This window comes from Streptomyces davaonensis JCM 4913, from assembly GCF_000349325.1.
GTDB classification, from domain to species: Bacteria; Actinomycetota; Actinomycetes; order Streptomycetales; family Streptomycetaceae; genus Streptomyces; species Streptomyces davaonensis.
In genome coordinates this window covers 8,968,686-8,989,552 of record NC_020504.1, presented here as the reverse complement: position 1 = coordinate 8,989,552, position 20,867 = coordinate 8,968,686, and the positions used below count along the sequence as shown (strand labels likewise).

Sequence of the window (20,867 nt, the reverse complement as noted above, 5' to 3'; positions counted from 1 at the left end):
GCTATGCGCGGGACACCACCAGGCTGGCATTGATCCCACCGAATCCGAACGCGTTGATCAGACAACGTCGGATCACTCGCTCACGCGGCTCACGGGCGATGTCGACATCGGCGAACGGCGGTTCGGTGCGGTCCAGTTTCAGGGTCGGCGGCACGGTCTGGTGGCGCAGCGCCATCAGGGCGGCGGCGAGGTTCATCGGGCCGTTGGCGGCGAACGCGTAACCCGTGTGCCCCTTGATCGAGGTGACCGCGGGACGCCGTTCGGTGCCCGCCGTCGCGGCCCGTATCGCCGCCAGTTCGGCCGCGTCCCCCTGCACCATGCCGGAGGCCTGCGCGAACACGCAGTCCACCGCGTCCGCTCGGGTGTCGGCGTCGGTGAGCGCATCCGTCATGCACGCCCTGATGTGGTCGGCGGACAGTCCGGTGATGCCCTCGCCGCCGCTGTTGGACGCGAAGCCGGTCAGCTCGCCGTGGATCACCGCGCCCCGCGCCTCGGCGTGCTCCCGCTCCTCCAGTACGAAGACGGCGGCGGCCTCGCCGACGATCATGCCGTCCCTGTCCCGGTCGAACGGACGGGGTGTCAGTTCCGGGTCCGCACCGCGGCTGAGCGCCCTCATCGCCTCGAAGCCGGAGTAGGTGACGGGCGTGGTCACCGCCTCCGCGCCGCCCGCGAGGGCCCAGGTGCGGGCCCCGGAGCGGATGGCCCGCATCGCCTGCCCCACCGCCTGACAGCCGCTCGCGCAGGCACCGGCGACCGTCACCTGCTCCCCTTCGATGCCATGGCGCAGCGCGATCATGCTCGCGGCCATGTTGGGGATCAGGGAGGGGATCAGAAAGGGACTGGTCCTCCGTGGCCCTTCCCGTTCCTGCTGGAGCACTCCGGCCTCGATGCTGGGCAGCCCGCCCATGGCGACCCCCAGATACACCCCGCCGCCCTCGCGTTCGGTGAGCGCGCTGTCCGTGAGCGCCTGTTCGGCGGCGAACAGCGCGTAGCGCACGAAGCCGCTCATGCGCTTGATCTCGAAGCGGAGCGGGCCCGGTGCGAAGGTCACCCGGGAGTCGTCGATCTCGGCGGCGTACCGGGAGCGGAACCGTTCGGGGTCGAAGCGGGTCACCGGGCCGATCCCGGACCGTCCGGCGAGCAGCCCCTTCCACAGCTCGTCGACGTCCGCACCGAGGGAGCAGACGACCCCGATCCCGGTGACCACCACGCTGCGCGGCACCACGTCACCCGGTCACGCCTGCTGCCGGGCCGCGTCCTGGGTCTGCCTTATGTAGTCCTCCAGGTCCTGCATGGTCTCCAGCTTGTCCATCGCGGACTCCTCGAAGTCGACGCCGAAGCAGTCCTCCAGATAGAGCAGCAGCTCGATCATCTTGAGCGAGCTCATGCCCTCGATGGAGTTGTTGAGGTGCGACCGCGGCGTCAGATGGGAGACATCCCGCTCGACGAACTCGCCGATGTGGCCGACGAGTTTGTCGAACAGCTCCAGGTCCTGCTTCTCGTCCTGCATCGTGGTGGGCCTCCCCCATCGTCAACTGGTCTGTTCCTGGATCAACTTGCGGCACAGGTGGCGTTGGATCTTGCCGCTGGTGGTACGGGGCAGCTTGGAGCGGGCGATCCAGTGAAAGGCGACGCCGGAGATCCCGAACGCCTCGGCGAGGGCGCGGCTCACCCGGTCGGCGAGCGTCTGACGCTCGCTCTCCTGCGCGAGCCGCTCGTCGAGCAGCAGATGGAGCTGCTCGGTGAGCAGGTCCCGGTCCGGGACGCCGACGGCGACGACCGCCGGGGTGCGCGGGGACTCGGTGACGGCTTCCACGAACCGCTCCAGCTGGTCCGGGACGTAGTTGCGGCCGGCGATGATGACGATGTCCTTGCGGCGGCCGGTGACGAAGACCTCGCCGTCGAGCAGGTAGCCGAGATCGCCGGTCCGGAGGTAGCCGTCCGCGGTCCTCGACTCCTGCTCGTGGACGGCCTGTTCCGGCCCCGGCAGATAGCCGTCGATGACGCTGGGCCCGGCCACCTCGATCTCACCGACCGCCCGCTCCGGCAACAGTGAACCGTCCTCGTCGACCACCCGCAGCCGGTGGCCGGGCAGCACCGGGCCGACGCACATCATGCCGACGCTGCGCGGATCGTCGGCCGGGCGCGGCTCGGCGTGCCCCTTCGCCGCCACGGCCTCGGCGTCCACGCGGTCCACCGCATACGGCCGTTCGACATCGGAGATGGTCACCGCGAGCGTGGCCTCCGCCAGCCCGTACACGGGCAGCAGGGTGGTGTCGGGCAGCCCGAACGGGCCGAAGGCGTCCTGGAACTCGCGCATGGTGTGCTCGTGCACGGGTTCCGCGCCGCACAGGGCGACCCGCCAGCTCGACAGGTCGAGTTCGCCCGGCGGACGGCGCCGCGCGACCCGCGCGCAGATGTGGAACGCCGAGCTGGGAGCGGGCGAGAGGGTGCCGCCGTAGCGGCTGATCCAGCGCAGCCAGGACAGGGGGTTGCGCAGGAAGGTGACGGGGTCCGCGAGGATCATCGGGATACGGGCCTGGAGGGCGTAGGAGATGCCGATGAGGCCCATGTCGTGGAACAGAGGCAGCCAGCTCACCAGTGAGTCGTCCGGTCTGGCGTGGATCGCCTCGGCGATCGCGCCCACGTTGGCGACGATGTTGCGGTGCCGGATCATGGCGAGTTTGGGGGCGCCGGTGGAGCCGGAGGTGGCCTGGAGGTGGGCGAGGGACTCCGGCCGGGCGCGGGGTGTGTCGGGCGCTGCGTAGGCGCCGCGCAGCGCGTCCGGGGTGCTGACCAGGACCGGCAGTCCGGCCGCGAGGGTGTCCGTCAACTCGGGGGCCGCGATGATCCGGCGGGCGCGGGCCCGCTCGGCGAGTCCGCTGAGGGTCGCCGTGTAGCGCTCGGTGCCGCCACCGGTCGGTTCCGCGGCGACGATCGGGACGACTCCGGCGTACAGGCAGCCGAGGTAGAGGGCCAGGAAGTCGCGGGAGGTGGGCAGGACGAGGATGACGTGGTCGCCCTCGGTGAGCCCCTGCGCCTTCAGTCCGGTCGCGGTCTCGCCGATGAGGCGGGCCACGTCCGCGCAACTGAGGGCGAACTCCTCCTCGTTGCGCTCGATCACCCGGAAGGCGAGGCGGTCCGGGCTGTTCCGGGCGCTGTCGAGGAGGGTGTCGATGACGGTCCCGGTCATCGCGCGTATCGCTTCACGAACTCGACGTCGGTGCGCTTGGACGACTTCGCCAGCCAGTCGCGCAGTTCGCCGTGCCGCGAGTCGAAGTCGGCCTTCAGCCGGTCCTCCTTGAGCTCCCCGGAGGCGGTGTAGTACGGCTTCTCCAGGTCCTCCAGGAAGCGGATGTGCTGCTCCATGCCGGCGCGTCCGCGGTCCACACTGCGGGAGTACGACTTCAGCCGGGCGCGCCGCTGCGGGCGTTGCTCGATCTCGAAGGCCCGCTTGAAGAAGATGTCGTAGCTGTCGAGGATGCCCCGCTGGAGTTCGCTCGGGCGCATCCGGCGCGGGAAGATGCCGACGAAGGAGTAGTGCTGGTAGGTCGGCACCTCCATGATGATCCGGTGGTCCTCGACGTCCTGCCTGGCCCCGTAGAGCAGGTCCTGGAAAGGGTATTCGGCCAGGCACACGAAGACCGGGTGCATGATACGGGCCTCGGCGCACCACTGGGCGGTGGCCTCGATGGCCGGGCGGTCCTGGACGTCGAGGCCGAAGATGATCGCCGAGTGGATGGCGATGTCGTTCTCGGCGAAGCGGATCAGCCGGCGGGTCTGTTCCGAGGGGTCGACGCGCTTGTTGAACGCCTTGAGGACGCTCGGGTCCTCCGACTCCACTCCCAGGCAGTACTCCTCGAACCCCGAGCGCTTGAGGTCGAGGACGAGGTCCATGTCGTCGGCGTGGTTGACCCGGCTCATGGCGATGAACTTGTAGTTGCGGTCCCGGAAGGTCTGGGCGATCTCCCGGCAGTAGTTCTTGCGGGTCGTGAAGTTGAGGTCGGTGACGTAGAAGCGGTTGCACCCGGTCTGCTCGTAGATGGCGTCCAGTTCGCCGCGCACGTCCTCGGCCGTCTTGGTGCGGAACTTCCGGCCCAGCAGGCGGATGGCGTAGCAGAAGGAGCAGTCGAAGGGGCAGCCTCGGGACATGGAGACCGTGGCCCAGTGCAGCTTGGGCGCGCGGGCGAGGAGTCGGGGGTTGATCGCGTTGGCGATGTTGCCGTACCGGGCGACCTGGCCCACGACCATCCGGCCGTCGGCGGCGATGTAGGCGAGGTTGTCGACGCCGGTGACCGGGTCGCCCGCCTCCAGCGCCCTGATCAGCTGGACGGAGGGGATCTCGCCCTCGGCGATCACCGCGTAGTCGGCGTAGCGCAGGGCTTCGTAGGGCGCGAACGCGGCGTGCGGTCCGCCCATGATGACCACGCAGTCGGAGCGCTTCTCCCGCTTGATCAGCTCCAGCGCCTCGATGTTGGACCAGAAGTGGGTGGCGAGGGCCGAGATGAGGATGTAGTCGTAGGCGGCCAGCGGGAAGTCGTCGGGCTTCTCGCCCCAGAACATCTGGCACATCTCGACGCGGGCGTCGGGGAATTCCTGCTGAACGAAGGACGCGACGTAGTAGATGCCGTCGTTGTAGGTCGTCGCGAGGGTGGAGGCGTCGGGATATGCCTCGTGGAAGCCGAGTTGGACGCAGAGGATGTTCAGTTTCCTCATGACGGCGATCCCGAGGGGCTGACCTGCCGCTCGGCGTGCCGGCGCGCGAGTTCCTTGCGGACCTTCGTCTTCATCTCCTGCTTCAGCCGGGCGGCGATGCGGTCCGGGTCGTTGACCCGGCGCTGCGCCCAGGCGAGCAGGTCGCGCGCTTCGGTACGGTCCATGTTCGGGTGCTTCCACACCAGGTTGTACAGGTCGTGCTTGCTGAGGTCCGGCTCGTCGATCAGATGCTCCATCTGCCGGTACAGCCGGGTGCCGTGGAAGGGGGTGAGCAGCGTCAGCTGGCAGGCGAACAGCCCTTCCTCACTGAGCTGTTCGATGTCGTACTGCATGTCCTCGATGGTGTCCTCGGCGAATCCGACCATGAAGGTGCCGAGCGCCCGGCGACCGTTGTCGATCAGTTCGCGCACGGTCTGCCGTACGTTGTAGACGTCGTCCCGCTTCTTGACGTCGGCGACGTTCTTGTCCCGGTAGGACTCGATGCCGACGATGGCGCCGTCCATGCAGCGGTCGGTGAGTTCGGGGATCCGGCCGCGGATCAGGTCGGCGCGGGTGAGGCAGATCCAGGGCAGTTCGCGCTCGGCGAGGGCGTCCACGACCTGTTCGGCCAGCTGGTTGGTGAGGAAGAAGCTCTCGTCGTAGATGATGACGTGCGCGACCTTGGCATCCCGGTACGCGTCGAGTGCCGCGTACGTGTCCTCCATGAAGATGGCTTCTTCTTTGGGATTGAAGATCGGGGTCGAGCAAAAGGTGCAGCCGATGTTGCAGCCGCGCTTGGAGTAGAGGTAACCGACCGGCGAACTCATGCCGCGGAAGCCGCTCTCCCCCAGCATCGCGGGGTGGCGTACGCGCGGCAGCGGCTTGTCGTAGACGTACTGGTGGATCGGGGCCTCGCCGGCGCCCTTCACCAGCCGGGTGAAGTACTGGTCGATGCCGGGCGAGAGGACTCCGTAGTTGCCCGCCCAGATCTCCGGCACCCCGGCTTCGCGGGCGCACTTGGCCATCTCGATCGCGACCGGCGTGGACCAGGTGTAGAAGCTGAGGCCGACCATGTCCCAGTCCTCGGCGTGCAGCGCGTCGAGGTACTCCTGCCAGGTCGGGTACTCCAGGATCTCGACGTCCGGCACATTGTGCTTGATGAATCGGAGCCCGGTCGGCGGACAGGACACGGAAAGCCGGTCGTCGAGGTCGACCGCACAGGTCCACGCCATATAGGTGTCGGTGCGGTCGTACCAGTTTCCGCCCACGCCATCGGGCTCGACTAACGCTTCTTTAGGAGCCGTCGCCAGGAGCACTTTCTTCATCGCGTCCCCTTCGCTTCGAATATGTCGTGCCGCGCCTTGGCATCGGTGAAATGACTTCGATTTCGGGAGTGCTCCGAGTTTTTGACCCTAGGTTCGCGCCAACTGGGGAGTCAACCCGCAAGCAGCACTCCGGCCATGCCTGCCACCAAATTCACGCCACCCGCTCAGCGACAGATCTCCTCGATCACAGGGACGCGCACCAGCGCTTCAGCAGGAGTCGTCCCGAATCCCCGGCCTGGATTCTGCGCCGGTTCCAATGGCCGGATCGGTCGCCTGAAGGCCTTGGTCAACTGGGGTGCGTGGCCTGTTTCCTCGAGCGGCTCGGGATCTCAGCGCTCAATTCCAGGCTATTTCGGCCGACTCTTGCGCTCGGCGCTCGGGCGACTCTAGGGTGATCGAATGGCTGAATTACCGGCGCTGTCCGTTGTCGATCGGATCGATCTCGTCCGGGCCACCCTGATTCCGTTTCCCGGTGCTTCGGCGGGTCACCAGCGTGACTGCTTTTCGCGGATCGTCGACACCCACGGCCCACTGAAGGTCTTCGACTGGCTGAAGCGGCGGCGGATCGTCAACGCCGCATTGGTCAGTCATGCCTGGCATCCGGTGGTGCGGGACCCCGACGGGCCCTTCTGGCTCTTCCGGGAGGCCGGTCTGGCGATGCGTGAGCTGCACCGGGCCGAGCTGGAGCGGATCGCCGGCCTGCTGCACGGCCGGGGGATCCCCGTGATCGCCTACAAGGGGCTGGCCCTGGATCTGCTGCTCGACAACACGGCCGCGCCCTCGCTGAGCAGCGACATCGACCTCCTCGTCCGGCACAAGAGCCTCGCGGAGGCCCGGGACGCACTGATCTCACTCGGCTATGAGCCCGATCTACGGGTCGACAGCGGCCAAGTGCGCCGCATGCCGGCCCGGATCACCCGGATGACCGAGGAATCCCTGTACTCCTTCGGGCAGTTGATGCCGTACGAGAAAGTCGTCCCGATGCCCGAACTGGCCCCGCACGGGGACCGGTTGCGGGTGCTGATGCCGCACCGCTTCCTGTTCGTCGACGGGCAACTGCACTTCAAGCTCTCGGTCGATCTGCACTACACGCTCAACATGCTGACCGACGACGTCGGCACCCGCGTCAAGCCGTCCGAGGACGACTGGTGGGCCGACACCCAGACCATCCGGGTCGCGGACCTGGACGTGGCGACACTGAGCGACCGGGTCCTGACCTGGACCCTGCTGCACCGCCTCTACGCCGACTGCATGCTGCTGAACGACCCGAACATCAAGGCGCTGTGCCATCTCAAACTGCTGTGGGAACAGGGCCGGTTGGACACCGGTCGGCTCCGCGAGGACGCACAGCGGTTCCCCTACCTCGCGCCGAGCCTGTACTACGCGCTCCGGGCGGCCGGGCAGATCTGCGGGTTCGACGTCCCCGAACTGCCGGATCCGGAGAGCGTGCGCGGCACGACGGCGCCGCTGATGAACCTGGGCGACTGTCTGCCGGCCTTCCTCGACGTGGGTGTCCTGGCCGAGTTGGGCGACGAGCTCACGGTCCGTCTGTACTAGGCCCAGCCCTCGGGCAACGACTCCAGAATCCGCCGGGTCACCAGGGACTCGTCCTCGGTGGCGTCGATGGTCACCAGCGGCCAGCGTGCCTCGAAGCTCTCCGCGAGGCGGGTCAGGGCCGCCGTCTGATCGGCGATCCGGCGGGCGGCCGCCTCGGTGGAGTCGTCCGGCCGGTCCGTGGGTGCGCTGCTCCTGCGGACCTGGATCCGTGACTCGGCGACACCGGTGGGCAGTCGGAGCAGCACCCCGAAGACCAGGCCATCGTCGGCGAGGGCGTCGGCGAGCACCGGGACGTGCCGCTCGTCGCGCGGGGAACCGTCGAGGACGAGCGCGCTCGCCGGTACCTCGTCGCGTATGTGCCGCAGGAACCGCTCGTACTGGGCCGGGGTGATCGGGGACCCGGCGGCCACGGTCGAGGCCGCGTCCTTGTCCCCGGCCGCCGCGAGCGCCCGCAGCCAGTCGCCGACGGAGGCCGAGACCCCGCCGAGGCCGCGCGCGACCGCCTTTGCCTGCGTGCTCTTGCCCGCGCCCGGCACACCGAGCACCGCGATGATGGGAGGGAGGGTCACCGGGCCGACGCTACCGGAACCCATCGCGTGCTGTTCGGCGCCACCACGTCTCGTTACGCTGGGGATCATGACCCCCACCGACTTGCCGCGCTTCGAGATCGACGGCCGCAGGGCCACGGCCGAGGACCTGTTCGGGCCGGTGCTGCGGGCGTACGGGCACTTCACCGCGATGCAGGTCAGGGCAGGGCGGGTGCGGGGCCTCGGGCTCCATCTGGCGCGTCTGGACTCCGCGCACCGCGAGCTGTTCGGCGCCGGTCTCGACGGCGAGCTGGTCCGCGCCCGGGTCCGGCACGCGCTCGGGGACGACGTGCGGGACGCCTCCGTGCGGGTGCAGGTGTATGCGACGGGCGACGGCGACGCCACGACGGTCCTGGTCGCCGTACGGCCGCCGAAGGCCGGACCTGGTTCCGCGCGGCGTCTGGTGTCGGTCCCCTATCAGCGGTCGATCGCCGAGGTGAAGCACATCGGGGACTTCGGGCAGGCCTACTATCAGCGGCTGGCCCGGCGTGGCGGTCATGACGACGCCCTGCTGGTGGCCGCGGACGGCACGGTGTCGGAGACGGCCACCGCCAACATCGGCTTCTTCGACGGCGCGACGGTCGTGTGGCCGGAGGCTCCGCTGCTGGCCGGGATCACCATGCAACTGCTCGTCGCGCACGGGCCGGTGTCGGAGCGGCGGCCGGTGCGGGTGGCCGATGTGCCGTCGTTCGAGGGCGCGTTCGTGGCGAACTCGCGGGGCATCGCGGCCGTGTCGCATCTCGACGGCGTGGAGCTGCCCTTGGCCGAGGACCGCACCAAGGGCCTGATCGAGACCTACGAGTCCCTTGCCGGCGATCTGATCTGACGCACCCTCACTGGGTCATGTCCAGTACGACCTTGAGGGAGTCGCGGGCGTCCGTCACCGTCGCGAAGGCCCTTTGCACCTCCGTCAGCGGAACGGTGTGCGTGATCAGCGCCTCCGCGTCGACGGCGCCCTTCTCCATCAGCTCAATGCCGCGGGCCAGATCGACATCACCGGCGCCGTAGCTGCTGACCATGGTCAACTCCCGCCGCCAGAAAAGCTGGTTGAGCGAGAGCGGCATCGGGGTGGCCGGGTCGGGGGCGCCGAAGAGGAGGATGGTGCCGTGGCGGGTGAGGGCATCCGAGGCCGCCACCAGGGCTTCGGGGGCGGCGGTCGCCAGGACCGCGACGTCCGCCGGCCGGCCGTCGTTCACGCGGCGGACCTCGCTCGCGAGGTCCACGTCGGTGTCGAGGACCAGGCTCGCCCCGGAGCGCTCGGCCGCCTGCCTTCGGTAGCCGACCTTGTCCACGGCGATGACCCGGTCCACGCCCGCGGCGAGCGCCGTCTGGATGTGCAGCAGGCCGAAGACTCCGCAACCCAGGACCAGGACGCAGTGGTGCGGTTCGATCCGGGCGAGGGCCTGGGAGTGCAGGGTGCAGGCGAGCGGTTCGGCCAGCGTGCCCGCCTGGAAGGACAGGCCGGACGGCAGGGGGGTGAGCCCGCGCCGGGCCAACTCCCTTGGTATGCGGATGTACTCGGCCATGCCGCCCGGTTCGATCTCCACCTGGTGCTCGCAGACCGCGTGGTGCCCGTGCCGGCAGGCGTGGCAGGTGCCGCAGGGGATCTGGTTGCGGACCACGACGCGGTCCCCCACCGCGAACGCGTCCGCACGTGACTCGGCGACGACTCCGCTGATCTCGTGTCCGAGGATCCGCGGGCTCTTGGGCACCCGGAACCACTCCATGACGTCGCTGCCGCAGATCCCGCTCGCCATCACGCGGACGAGGACCTCCCCGTCCTCGATGGCCGGGCTCGGCAGCGACTCCACGCGGACCGTGCGGTTGTCGTAGTAGCGGGCGATACGCATCGCCGGAGCCTCCCTTTCGTAGGTGTCGAGCCTCACGCGGGGGCCGCCTCCCAGCGGCCGTCGCTGTCGACGGTGACGAGCGTGCCGTCGAACCGCTCGCCCAGATCCGTCAGTGCCGTGCGGACGAACGGGTCGAACACGGTCGGTGGGTCATAGCCCTCGAACGTGTAGCCCGGTGGTCTGCGGGCCGCGAGGCCCGGGGTGGCGACCTGGTTGCGGGGCATCACCTGCACGACGGACACGTTGGTGTCCCTCAACTCCTGTGTCAGCGCCCGGAAGAAGGCCAGCGCGCCCGCCTTCGACGCCGCGTAGTGGGCCCGGCCCGGCGCGGGTTCGAGTGCCGCGACCGAGCTGACCGAGAGGATCAGCGCCCTGGGTCTGGCGAGGAGTTCGGTGAGCACGGCGGAGACCGCGACGAACTGCCCGCGGAGGTTGACCGCCATCACCTCGTCCCATTCCTCCAGTGCCGTCGCGAGCACGGGGTGCCTGGGGCCGTGGCCGTACGACACGGCGCTGAGGACCAGCCCGTCGAGGGGTTCGGGGATGCCGTCGCGCCAGCCGCGGATGGCGGCGCCCGTGGCGGTCGCGTCCGCCAGATCGGCCTCGACGCGGTCGACGAGCGGCCGCCGTGTCAGCTCCGCCCAGACCGGGTCGTCGCAGGACGGCCGCCGTCGCGACAGCACGCCGACCCGGCGTCCGGACGAGGCGATCGTCGTGGCGATGGCGGCGCCGATGCCCCTGGACCCACCGGTGGTGAGGATCGCTCCAGGGGTCACCGGCGGCCGCCCCGGTGTCGGGCCGGGCGACGGCTCCCCTCCAGGTGAGCCAGGCAGGCGGCGAGCACCTCCTCGGGCGGGCCCCCGGAGTCGACCGGCACCATGTCGTTCGCCGCGGCCAGCTCCAGCAGCAGCCGCTGAAGCTCCGCGTACTCCAGTGGGTCGAACCCGGCGTCCGCCTCGCCCGGACGTGAGCGCAGCCGCCGTGCCCCGGTCTCCGGCTCGGTCCACAGGACGAAGGAGACGTCCGGCCGGATCAGTCTGCGGCACAGGTCGATGAACCAGGCGTCGCTGAAGAGCGCGTCCAGGACCGTCCTGCGCATCTCGGGCAGGCGGAGCAGCAGGGTGCCGATGGACGACAGCGCGTAGCGGTCCGTGATGACGGTCCGGCCCTCGCGGAGGGCGGGCGCGATGACGGTACGGCAGTGCTGGATGCGGTCGACCATGTACGCGACCTCGAAGGCCACAGGGTCCACCAGATCCGTGCGGCCCTGGTCGCGCAGCAGCCGGAAGAAGGACGTCTCGCGCATCTGCGTCGTCGGCAGCCGGGTCGTGAGCACGGGCACGCCCGTGGCGGTCAGGTGGTCGCGCAGGGAGGCGGTGAGGGTCGTCTTGCCGGAGCCGTCCAGGCCGTCGATGCTGATCAGCCGGCCGGGTCCCGGGTTCGGCCCGAAGGGCAGTTGCGGTGCGTCGCTCCAGGTCATCCGGTACGCCGCCCGTCCCGCCCGAAGAACTCCCGCACCGCCGACACCACCGCGTCCGTCTCCCGGTCGCCAAGATCGGGGCGCAACGGCAGACAGAGCAGATGGTCGGCGAGGTGTTCGGCGACGGGGAAGGCGCCCTCGCCCTGGCCCAGTTCGGCGAAGGCGGGCTGGAGATGGATCGGGCGCGGATAGCGGACCACCGCGTCTACGCCCCGGTCCTTGAGGTGCGCCAGCAGCCCGTCACGCTCGTCCGTGTGCATCTGGAACAGGTGGTACACGTGTTCCGCGCCCGGCGTCTGGAAGCCGACGGGCAGTCCGGCGAACGCCGCCCGGTAGCGGGCCGCCCGCTCCGCGCGTGCCGCGTTCCAGCCGTCCAGGAACGGGAGTTTGTGGTGGAGGACGATGGCCTGCAAGGCGTCCAGTTTGGAGTTGTGCCCCCGCTCGCTGTGCACCTTGCGCTGCCGCTGCCCGAAGTAGCGCAGGCCGCGCATCCGTTCGGCCAGTTCGGTGCTGTTCGTCGTGACCAGTCCGGCGTCTCCGGCCGCGCCGAGGTTCTTGCTCGGGTGGAAGCTGAAACACCCGATCGCGCCGAGGGAACCCACCCGTCGACCGTCTACGCGTGCCCCGACGGCCTGCGCGCAGTCCTCCACCAGGGCGATTCCGTGCCGCTCGCACACCTCGGCGACCGGTGCCAGGTCGAGCGGGAGCCCGAAGAGGTGGACGGCCACGACGGCTCTGGTGCGGGGCGTCACGGCGGCTTCGAGGGCGTCGGTGTTCATCAGGTAGTCGTCGGGGCGGACGTCGACCAGCACGGGGGTGGCACCGGCCCGGGTGATCGCCAGCGCGGTCGCGTGAAAGGTGTTGGCCACGGTGATGACTTCGTCGCCAGGGCCGATGTCGAGCGCCTCCAGGGCGAGCGTCAGGGCGTCGGTCCCACTGTTCACCCCGAGCGCGTGCCGGGTGCCGATGTACTGGGCGAAGGCCTCCTCGAACCGCCGCACCTCCGGCGAGAGGATCGCCTCGCCGGACAGCAGCACGCTCTCCATCTCGGCGAGCACGGGCGCCAGGATCGGCGCCAGCTCGAACCGGCTGTTGCTCCGTTCCACGGCGACTTCGGCCCCGCTCGCCTCGAACCGCCGCAACGGCACGCACTCCCCGAGCAGTTGCTGAAGGCGTTCGTCCCCGGGCAGCAGTGCGGCTATGTGCCGTACGGCGGTCAGGGTGGTGCCACCCAGAGGTCGTACCGTGGCCTCCGGGACGGTCTCGGCGAGACGCTGCTCGAACTCGCGCCGCAGCAGCGTCTGTTCGCCGAGCAGATTGGAGCCGACGAGCAACACCTCATGGGGGCCGGTCAGTTCGGTGCGTTCGGCCACGGCCCTTGCCCCGTCGACCAGTTCCTGCGCCGCACGCTCGACGATGCCCCGGGCGCACGCGTCCCCCTCCTGCGCGGCGCTCAGCACGAAGGGCGCGAAGGAGCCGATGAGCACCTTGGGTTCATCGGAGCCGTAGACGAGATCGAACAGCTCCTCCTGGCCGACTTCCCGCCACTCCCGTACCGACCGGGTCAGCCGGGTATGCGGACCGCGTCCGTCGGTGTCCCGGACGGCGGCGCGCAGCCCTTGCAGGCCGATGTCGAAGCCGCCCCCCTCGTCGGCGAGGAGGAAGTCCTGGCCGGAGGCGCGCGCGGTGAGGCCCTTGGCGTGGTTCACGGCGCTGAACCCGGTGCCGGTGCCGCAGATGACGACCACCCGGTCGGTGGCGTGTCCGTCGTGCACCAGCAGGGGGCCGATGTCATTGGTGACCCAGACGTCGGCGGCCTGGTGGAGCAGGGAGGAGGGCAGGTCGAGCAGTCCGGCGGCGAAGTCGTCGAGGGCGGTGCGGGTGGACGCCGTGGACAGGCACAGCCAGACCGAGTCCAGGGCGTCGACGTCCGCGGGCCGGCGCTGCCATGCCGTATGCATCAGGTCGTCGAGGTGGGCCAGGGCGCGGGCCCGTCCGACACTGCGGGGGTTGCAGCTGGGGCCGTCGCACTGCACGCACGGCGTGTCGTCCCCGTCACGCCACAGGGCGACGCGGGTCGTGGTGCCGCCGCCGTCGACCAGGAGCCGGGCGGCGCTCACCGCTGGCCGGCGGTGGCTCGCGGGGGAAAGGTCCTCGCCACGGCGGCCAGCGCGTCGGTGGCCGCCCTGAACTCCTCGTGCGAGACCTCGTCGACGACCACGCACTCCCCGATCGAGACGGGCAGCACCTCGTTGAGCACGCCGTTGCGGATCCGGCGGATGACGTCGATCTCCGCCCAGGTGGCGGCCGTCTGGGAGGAGGGCAGGGCGACCTGGAGGCCGCAGTGGTCGAGGCAGGCCAGGATGCGGTCCGCGGTCTGCGCGTCGCACAGTCCGCGGTGGCGGCTCATCATCGTGGCCAGGGCTATGCCCACGGCTATCGCCTCGCCGTGGCGGTACACCTCGAACCGGGTGGCCGCCTCCAGCGCGTGCCCGAAGGAGTGGCCCAGATTGAGCAGGCGTACCAGGGACCGCTCGAACGGGTCGTCCTTGAGCAGGTGCATCTTGTAGGTGGCGGCGTCGCGCGTGATGGCGGTGAGCGCGTCGATGTCGTAGGGGGTGCCCGGGTCGAGTTTCTCCAGTTTGTTGAAGAGCGGTTGGTGGAGGATGCCCACCTTCACCGCCTCGGCCAGGCCGCCCCGGATCTCGCGTGGGGGCAGGGTGCGCAGCAGTTCGGGGTCGATCAGGACGGCCGCCGGGTGGTAGAAGCCGCCGAGGAGGTTCTTGGAGCCGTTGTGGTCGATGCCCGTCTTCCCGCCGATGGCCGCGTCGAGCTGGGCCACCAGCGAGGTCGGGACGTTGATGTACGGCAGCCCCCGCATGACGACCGACGCCACGAACCCGACGGAGTCGACGACGACACCCCCGCCCAGCGCCACCAGCACCGAACGCCGCTTCACGCCCCGGCTGAGCAGCGCCTCGATCACGCTCTGGAGCACGGGCCAGGACTTGGACGCCTCCCCGGCGGGGATGATGATCGGCTCCGCCCGGACGCCGCCGGCGCGGAAGACGTCGAGGGTGCGCTGGAGCAGTACGTCGGCGACGTCGGTGTCGGTGATGACGAACGTGGAGTCGGTCAGACCCAGCCCCTCGGTCAGCGCCGGCAGGGTGTCGAGTTTGCCCGGGCCGATGATCACCGGGTACGTGTCCTGGCGTGTCACCTCGACGGAGAGCGTTCCGTCGGAGTCCTCACGTAAGTCCAGCGTCCCGTGTCCCAGTGGCATCGGCTGTCTCCTCCTCGTGGCTGACGTTGCATGCGGTCGTGACGAGCGCGGGCGATGCATCCTGAATCAACTGTCCAGTGCCATCAACCCCGTTGGCTCATTACTCGCCAGTCGGGGGACCGGGAGGCGGGCACGTCAGATGACGTCCGCTTCCTCGAGCATGGTGATGAAGGCGCGGTACTCGTCGTCGCTGAGTCCGCGGGCGGCCAGCACGTCGGGTGTCTCGTTGGCCCGGCCGAACTTCCACAGGTAGCTCTGGCTGTCGGGCTGGAGTTGGAGTGCGCAGGGCTTCTGGGCGGGGCCGCGGCAGAAGACCGAGAAGGCGGTCTCGTCGGGCATGGCCGTCTTGTGGATGGTGGAGTGGTGCAGCGTGTAGGAGCTTCCGGCGCTCTGCACGGTGGCCAGCGCGGGGCGGAGTCCGGTGGTCGCCAACTCCCTTACGGATGTGCCCTCGTGGGTGCCTTCGGGCTGGTCCAGGGTCCACAGCGGGCGTCCCGGTGCGGCGTCCTCGGGCCGCTCCAGGTCGAAGATCGTGTGGACGTACGAGCCCGCCAACAGCGCGGAGGAGAAGGAGAATCGGTGGTTGTGCGGGATGTCCTCCAGGCCCTTGGTGAAGCGGTGCAGCCGGATTCGCAGCCCTCGGTCCAGGGCGTCGTACAGTACGATGTACGTGAGTTCGTAGTGCTTTTCGGCGAGCGGGCGCAGGTGTTCGTCCTGCTGAGCCTCCCTCACCATCCGCCGTAATAAGGCCCGGTCGGCAGCCAGATGTCGCACGATCTCACCGGAGATCCGGCTCGCGCTGTCGAAGTCGTCCCAGTCGATCGATATGTGGTCGAGCCAGTCGGATTCACTCATGGAATCGTCCTTATGCCTCGGTTCACCGTCGTGCTGCCCAACCATAGGGTCACATTCATGGTGCGGCCATGAAACAAGCCGATCAGCCCCGCGAGGGCGACGGAATCGTTTCGGTACTGGCCGACGAACCCCTCATCGAGCCCCTGTCCACCGCGTTCGGCGGCGACGTCCGCATCGCGCTGCCCGAGCAGGGCCCGGTGCGTGCCGTCGTGGTGGGGGCCTCCCTGACCACGGCCGACGGCGATGAACTGCGCTGTGTCGCGGCAGTCGCGCGGCGCGCCAGGGAGGCCGCCCGAGTGCTGGCCGCACAGCGCGGCGGGGTTCTCGTCTGTGTCCTGCTGCTGCCCGAGGAAGCTCTGAAAACCGGTCGACCACCTTGCCATTCATTGTCCGGATTCGTGCGGTCCGCGGCGGCGGAGCAGGCGTTCTACGGCGTTTCGGTCTGCGGTGTGCTGATGAGCGAAAGGGAACACGGGGCGCGGCTGATCCGGATGCTGACGGAACGGCCCTCGGTCGCGGCGGGCCAGGTGTTCCTGGTCGGCGGTGGGGAGATCAGCCGGGTGGCTGCGCCGGCGGTGGAGCGTGAACTCCTGCGCGCCGCAGGGCGACCGACCTCGGCGCAGGTGGCGGTCGCGTTCGGGGCGGAGGCATGCGGAGCGGCGAGCCAAGGGACGGCGGGCCGGGTGGTCATCGTGACCGGCGGTGGCGGCGGCATCGGGCGCGCCGTGGCGACCGGGCTCGCCGAGGAGGCCGCCACCGTCGTCGTGGCCGACCTCGGCTGCGACGCGGACGGGCGGGGCCGGGACCCGGCCTTCGCCGAGGACACCGCGCACGAGATCACCCGGCGTGGCGGACGCGCCGTAGCGATCTGCGCGGATGTCTCACGGCCGGACGAGTGCCGGGAGTTGGTGTCCCAGACCCTGCGCGCCTTCGGCCGGGTCGACGCGCTGTGCCACGCTGCCGGCGTGGTCCGCCAGGCGCTCGTCCAGGAGGCCACGGACGAGGACTGGGACGCCGTACTGGGCGTCCATGTCGCGGGCGCCCGACACCTGGTCGAGGCCTGCCTCGGGCCCATGAGCGAGCGAGGCCACGGCCGTATCGTCCTGTTCTCCTCGCGGTCGGTCACGGGCTCGCCCGGACTGAGCACGTACTCCACGGCAAAGGGAGCGGTGCTCGCGTACGGGCATGCGCTCGCCGACCGGGTCGCGGGCACCGGAGTCCATGTCAACGTCGTGCTGCCCAGCGGCCGGACCCGGGCCTCGGCGCCGCAGGCTCCAGGCGCCCGCCGCCGGCGGATCGAGCTGATGCGCGCCCGCCACCACGGCATCACGGACCCGGTGGCCTATCGCAACGCGCCGGAGCAGGACCCCGAGAACAATGTGGCGGCGATCAGCTGGCTGTGCGGTCCCGGGGCCGGGAACGGGCTCCTGGTCGGGACCGGTGGCCCGCGGGTCGAGCTCTATCGTCCGGGGGCCGTCGACTGGTCGATTCCGTTGTCCGAGCTGCTCTCGTCGGAGGACATCAACCCGTAGGCACGGGCGAGCACTTGGACGGTGTCAGCCATGGCGCGCCGCAGTTCCGCGGGCGCCACCACCTCGACGTCGACGCCGAGCCGCAGCAGCTCACCGCAGGCGTGCCGGGTACTCTCCGTCGGGATGACCGCCTCGCACCAGCCGTCGTCGCCCACCGGGGTCGCGGTGGCGTCGACGGCGCGCACCACGTCCGGGGCCACATTGTCGGGCAGGCGTTCGCGGCCCCTGGGGGACAGGCGGACGGTGGCGGTGCCGGTGTAGCGGCGGGACCGGAAGTCGTCGAGGTACGAGGTCCAGTAGGCGCCGAGGTCGAAGTCGCCCGGCCGGTCGAAGAGTTCGTCGCTCAGGGCCGCGTCGAGGACCTGGGCGGCACGGTAGGTCGCGACCCCCTTCTCCGAGGCGGCCACGAGGTACCAGGTGCCCGACTTGAGGACCAGCCCGTACGGGCGCACCCGGCGGCTCACCTCCTGCGGGGCGCGCCAGCGGCGGTAGCGCACATCCACCGCGCGCCGGGTGAGCACCGCCTCGACGAGGAGCGGCAGATGCGGTGCCGGCTCGGGTTCCCGGTACCAGCCGGGGGCGTCCAGGTGGAAGACGGCCGCGGTTCCCTCCGCCTCCTCGCGCAGCCCGGTCGGCAGTGCCGCAAGCAGCTTCAGCCGGGCCGCGGTCACCTCACCCGCGAGGCCCAGGTCGGCCGCGGGGCCGGGCAGTCCGGCGAAGAACAGGGCCCGCGCCTCACGCTCGCTCATCCCGGTCAGCCGGGTGCGGTAGCCGTCGAGGAGCTGGTAGCCGCCCCGGCGGCCCGGCTCCGCGTAGACCGGCACCCCGGCGGCCTGGAGACGGGTCAGGTCACGGTAGGCGGTGCGCACGGACACCCCCAGCTCCTCGGCGATCGTCTGCGCGGACAGACGGCCCCGGGACTGGAGCATCAGCAGCACCGACAGCAGTCGGCCGGCGGACATGGACGCATTCTCCCCGGAAACCCTGACAGGTCCTGTCACAAGCCTCCCCTACCGTCGATCCGCGGCCCGGCTCAGCGCGCGTACGAGCCGCGTTCGCCCACCCCGCAGAGCACCGAACAGGAGACCCGCCATGCCACCGACCGACCTCGTCGGCCTGCCTGCCGTGATCGAGCTTCGCCAGTACACGCTGCGCCCCGGCCGGCGCGACGAGCTCATCGAGCTGTTCGACCGGGAGTTCGTCGAGTCCCAGGAAGACGTGGGGATGCGGGTGCTCGGCCAGTTCCGCGACCTCGACGACCCGTGCCGCTTCGTCTGGCTGCGCGGCTTCCCGGACATGACGGCCCGCCACCAGGGGCTCACCGACTTCTATGGCGGCCCCGTCTGGGCCGAGCACGGCCCGCAGGCCAACGACACCATGGTCGACTCCGACAACGTCCTGCTGCTGCGCCCCGAGGCGACCGGCTTCTCCTACGACCCCGCCGGACGGCCTCCGGTCGGTGCCCCGGCGCCGGAACGGTTCGTGTTCGCCACCGTGTGGTCGTTCCCGCCCGGCCGCCAGGACGGCGTCGCCCTGATCCGGGACGGCCTGCTGCCCGCGCTCGCGGAGTCGGGTCCGGCGCCCTTCGCCTTCCTGACCACCGAGGACGCGCCCAACACCTTCACCAGGCTGCCGGTGCGCACCGGCGAGAACGTGGCCGCGGTGTTCACCTCGTACCCCGACGAGGACGCGCACGACAAGCACACGGCCGAGGTACGGGCGCACGCCCGCGTTCGGGACGAGATCCTCCCGGGCATCGAGCGGGCACAGTCGGCGGCGCCTCAGCGACTGCGTCTGGCGCCCACGGGACGCTCGCTCATCGCATGACTCCCTGCCCTTTCAGGAGGCCGTGGTCGGCGGCCGCCGCCGCGACCCTCCCGAACATCACCTCGCCGAAGGCGCCCGTCTCTCTCTCCGGCCCGCGGGACAGGGCGTACGAGGTGTTCATGAACGCCGTCCACACGATCCCGGTGCGGTACTGGTCGAGCAGGTCGGAGCCGCCCCCCGCCTCGCGGTAGGTTTCCAGCAGCTCCCGCTCGTGCAGGCGCCGTTCCTCGGTCGGCAGGCCCATGACGATGAGCCGTGCCACGTCCAGGCCCGCGTTTCCGCGCTGCACCAACTGCCAGTCGACGAGTACGGCGTCCGGGGACGCGGGCAGCAGCACCTGGTCCATGTGCAGGTCGCCGTGGATGACGGTCCCGCTGTCCTTGGCCGCCCGGGTGAAGAACTCGTCCAGCCCGTCGCTCAGTTCGGCGAGCAGCGGCAACATCGTGTGCCCGTGAACCAGGCGTCCCCGGGCGGCGGCGCGGGCGATCCGGTCCAGCTCGAACCGCGTGTAGCGCCGGACCCGGGGGCTCAGCCAGTCGGGCAGCCACGGCACACCGTCGGCGCCGTTCGCCCAGCGCGCGTGCAGTCCCGCGACGGTCCGCAGGGCCCGCCGTACGTCCGTGACGGAGCTGTGGGCGTCGTCGCCGGGGCGGGCCTCGCCGAGGTCCTCCAGGAGCAGCACGAAAGCGTCGGTGCCGGGGTCGTGGGCGGCGTGGTGCAGCTTCGGCACGCTCGGTCCGCAGTCCCCCGCGAGGTCCTGGTAGAACATGACCTCCCGCTGGTAGGCGCCGGACCGGCGGGCGATGCGGCGGATCCGGGCATGCCGGGACGGCCACTTGGCGAAGACCGTCCGCCGGGTGCCGTCGCTCTCGAGGACCAGCACCCGGGCGCTCTCCGCCATCCGGCCGGGCCGCGCCACCGGCTCGACGCGCAGGACGCGGTCCAGGCGGAAGGCCGTCGCGAGGGCGTCGCGGACCGGCTCCGGGAGGTCGGGGATCACGGGCCGTCGTTCGGCAGCCGCGCGGTCACCACGTCAAGACGCATCGTGCGGTCGTCGATGAGGCGGCGGAAGAGCCGGAAGTACAGGCGGTACCAGCGGTAGACGTCCCGGCCGGTCAGCTCGGTCAGTTCCGCCTCCAGTCGCTCGCAGTTGTCCACCCACCCTTCCACCGTCTTCTGGTAGTCCGCCATGGACAACGGCACCACCCGCTCGACCTCGAAGCCCGCCTCGCGCAGCAGCGCGGTCTCCTCGTCGAGGGTGACGTAGTTGCCCTCCTCGTCCACGACCAGGCGTCCCCCGGCCTCGCGGCCCTTCTTGCGTACGTCGTCCAGGGCGGCCAGCGCCCTGCTGGCGCGGGACGCCGAGGCGTCGGCCGACAGCAGGTGCATCTCCTCGTTGAGCAGGATCCCGCCGGGCCGCAGCCACTGCCTGGCACGGACGAAGTAGTCGAGGAGACTGGGGAAATGGACGACGACGCCGGTCGTCATCACCGCGTCGAACGGCTCGTCCGTCTCGAAGTCCTGCCAGTGGCTGGGCCGGAACTCCAGCGGTACTCCGTGCCGTTCGGCCCGCCGGTTGGCATAGGCGCACTGCTGCGGGACCAGGGAGATCCCTACGCCGGTGACGCCGTACCGGGAGGCGAGGTAGGTGAGCGAGCCGCCCCAGCCGCAGCCGATGTCGAGCACGCGGGCGCCGGGGCGCAGGTCCAACCGTTCGGCGATCAGGTCGAGTTTGGCCTGTTGGTTCTCCGTCTCCGTCGCATGGCCGAGGATGTGGGAGGAGTACAGGTGCCACTCCCCGCCGAGCACCCTGGTGAAGAACTCCGTCAGCTCCGCCGTGTCGCTCGGGCTTCCCATGTGCGCACTCCTTCCGGGG

Annotated in this window: 19 protein-coding genes; 4 read left to right on the top strand and 15 right to left on the bottom strand. The window is 70.3% G+C overall.

Annotated features, from left to right (window positions below; translation table 11 throughout):
• Position 1 precedes the first annotated feature (1 nt).
• The 5 genes from BN159_RS39785 to BN159_RS39765 are packed head-to-tail and all read right to left on the bottom strand — an operon-like array spanning position 2 to position 5,963.
• Positions 2-1,222: a beta-ketoacyl-[acyl-carrier-protein] synthase family protein gene (locus BN159_RS39785; protein WP_041822329.1), complete on the bottom strand. Its 1,221-nt coding sequence runs from the start codon at positions 1,220-1,222 to the stop codon at positions 2-4.
• A 12-nt stretch (positions 1,223-1,234) separates the two neighbouring features.
• The gene (locus tag BN159_RS39780) at positions 1,235-1,510 is read right to left on the bottom strand and encodes an acyl carrier protein (protein ID WP_015662733.1); all 276 of its coding nucleotides are present in this window, start codon (positions 1,508-1,510) and stop codon (positions 1,235-1,237) included.
• 21 nt (positions 1,511-1,531) lie between these two features.
• Positions 1,532-3,193 (bottom strand): AMP-binding protein, encoded by a 1,662-nt coding sequence (locus BN159_RS39775; protein WP_015662732.1) that lies wholly within the window; start codon positions 3,191-3,193, stop codon positions 1,532-1,534.
• Positions 3,190-4,716: a B12-binding domain-containing radical SAM protein gene (locus tag BN159_RS39770; protein WP_015662731.1), complete on the bottom strand. Its 1,527-nt coding sequence runs from the start codon at positions 4,714-4,716 to the stop codon at positions 3,190-3,192. The genes BN159_RS39775 and BN159_RS39770 overlap by 4 nt, the downstream gene beginning before the upstream one ends.
• Positions 4,713-5,963: a B12-binding domain-containing radical SAM protein gene (locus BN159_RS39765; protein ID WP_197541381.1), complete on the bottom strand. Its 1,251-nt coding sequence runs from the start codon at positions 5,961-5,963 to the stop codon at positions 4,713-4,715. Before BN159_RS39765 ends, BN159_RS39770 begins: the two co-directional genes overlap by 4 nt.
• A gap of 456 nt (positions 5,964-6,419) precedes the next feature.
• Between BN159_RS39765 and BN159_RS39760 the strand changes: the two genes are divergently transcribed.
• Positions 6,420-7,577, top strand: coding sequence for a nucleotidyltransferase family protein (locus BN159_RS39760; protein ID WP_015662729.1), 1,158 nt, complete (start codon positions 6,420-6,422; stop codon positions 7,575-7,577).
• Here the strand turns inward: BN159_RS39760 and BN159_RS39755 are convergent.
• Positions 7,574-8,146 (bottom strand): nucleoside monophosphate kinase, encoded by a 573-nt coding sequence (locus BN159_RS39755; protein WP_157901142.1) that lies wholly within the window; start codon positions 8,144-8,146, stop codon positions 7,574-7,576. The genes BN159_RS39760 and BN159_RS39755 overlap by 4 nt on opposite strands.
• Before the next feature lie 67 nt (positions 8,147-8,213).
• Between BN159_RS39755 and BN159_RS39750 the strand changes: the two genes are divergently transcribed.
• Positions 8,214-8,990 (top strand): aminotransferase class IV, encoded by a 777-nt coding sequence (locus tag BN159_RS39750; RefSeq protein ID WP_015662727.1) that lies wholly within the window; start codon positions 8,214-8,216, stop codon positions 8,988-8,990.
• Between the two features lie 7 nt (positions 8,991-8,997).
• Here BN159_RS39750 and BN159_RS39745 read toward each other — a convergent pair whose 3' ends face one another.
• The 6 genes from BN159_RS39745 to BN159_RS39720 all read right to left on the bottom strand — a co-directional run bounded on the left by BN159_RS39745 (position 8,998) and on the right by BN159_RS39720 (position 15,632).
• A complete protein-coding gene (locus BN159_RS39745) occupies positions 8,998-10,050 on the bottom strand; it encodes an alcohol dehydrogenase catalytic domain-containing protein (protein WP_015662726.1) in 1,053 nt (350 codons plus the stop codon).
• Complete coding sequence (locus BN159_RS39740) at positions 10,047-10,790, bottom strand: SDR family NAD(P)-dependent oxidoreductase (protein ID WP_015662725.1); 744 nt, start codon at positions 10,788-10,790, stop codon at positions 10,047-10,049. The genes BN159_RS39745 and BN159_RS39740 overlap by 4 nt, the downstream gene beginning before the upstream one ends.
• On the bottom strand, positions 10,787-11,494 hold the full coding sequence (locus BN159_RS43100) for a dTMP kinase (protein WP_015662724.1): 708 nt from the start codon (positions 11,492-11,494) through the stop codon (positions 10,787-10,789). The genes BN159_RS39740 and BN159_RS43100 overlap by 4 nt, the downstream gene beginning before the upstream one ends.
• Positions 11,491-13,614, bottom strand: coding sequence for an aminotransferase class V-fold PLP-dependent enzyme (locus BN159_RS44480; protein ID WP_015662723.1), 2,124 nt, complete (start codon positions 13,612-13,614; stop codon positions 11,491-11,493). Before BN159_RS44480 ends, BN159_RS43100 begins: the two co-directional genes overlap by 4 nt.
• Positions 13,611-14,777 (bottom strand): 3-dehydroquinate synthase, encoded by a 1,167-nt coding sequence (locus BN159_RS39725; protein ID WP_015662722.1) that lies wholly within the window; start codon positions 14,775-14,777, stop codon positions 13,611-13,613. Before BN159_RS39725 ends, BN159_RS44480 begins: the two co-directional genes overlap by 4 nt.
• A 135-nt stretch (positions 14,778-14,912) precedes the next feature.
• Positions 14,913-15,632 carry a hypothetical protein gene (locus tag BN159_RS39720; RefSeq protein ID WP_015662721.1) on the bottom strand — a complete coding sequence of 240 codons (720 nt, stop codon included), beginning with the start codon at positions 15,630-15,632 and terminating at the stop codon, positions 14,913-14,915.
• Between the two features lie 68 nt (positions 15,633-15,700).
• Here BN159_RS39720 and BN159_RS43095 point away from each other — a divergent pair, with 68 nt between their 5' ends.
• Complete coding sequence (locus tag BN159_RS43095; RefSeq protein ID WP_015662720.1) at positions 15,701-17,164, top strand: SDR family NAD(P)-dependent oxidoreductase; 1,464 nt, start codon at positions 15,701-15,703, stop codon at positions 17,162-17,164.
• On the opposite strand, the gene BN159_RS39710 is transcribed toward BN159_RS43095, so the two are convergent.
• A complete protein-coding gene (locus tag BN159_RS39710; RefSeq protein ID WP_015662719.1) occupies positions 17,092-18,126 on the bottom strand; it encodes a helix-turn-helix transcriptional regulator in 1,035 nt (344 codons plus the stop codon). The genes BN159_RS43095 and BN159_RS39710 overlap by 73 nt on opposite strands.
• A gap of 130 nt (positions 18,127-18,256) precedes the next feature.
• Between BN159_RS39710 and BN159_RS39705 the strand changes: the two genes are divergently transcribed.
• On the top strand, positions 18,257-18,991 hold the full coding sequence (locus tag BN159_RS39705; protein ID WP_015662718.1) for an NIPSNAP family protein: 735 nt from the start codon (positions 18,257-18,259) through the stop codon (positions 18,989-18,991).
• Here BN159_RS39705 and BN159_RS39700 read toward each other — a convergent pair.
• Positions 18,981-19,991: a phosphotransferase family protein gene (locus tag BN159_RS39700; protein WP_015662717.1), complete on the bottom strand. Its 1,011-nt coding sequence runs from the start codon at positions 19,989-19,991 to the stop codon at positions 18,981-18,983. The two genes, BN159_RS39705 and BN159_RS39700, sit on opposite strands and share 11 nt — an antisense overlap.
• On the bottom strand, positions 19,988-20,848 hold the full coding sequence (locus BN159_RS43090) for an SAM-dependent methyltransferase (RefSeq protein WP_015662716.1): 861 nt from the start codon (positions 20,846-20,848) through the stop codon (positions 19,988-19,990). The genes BN159_RS39700 and BN159_RS43090 overlap by 4 nt, the downstream gene beginning before the upstream one ends.
• Positions 20,849-20,867 lie beyond the last annotated feature (19 nt).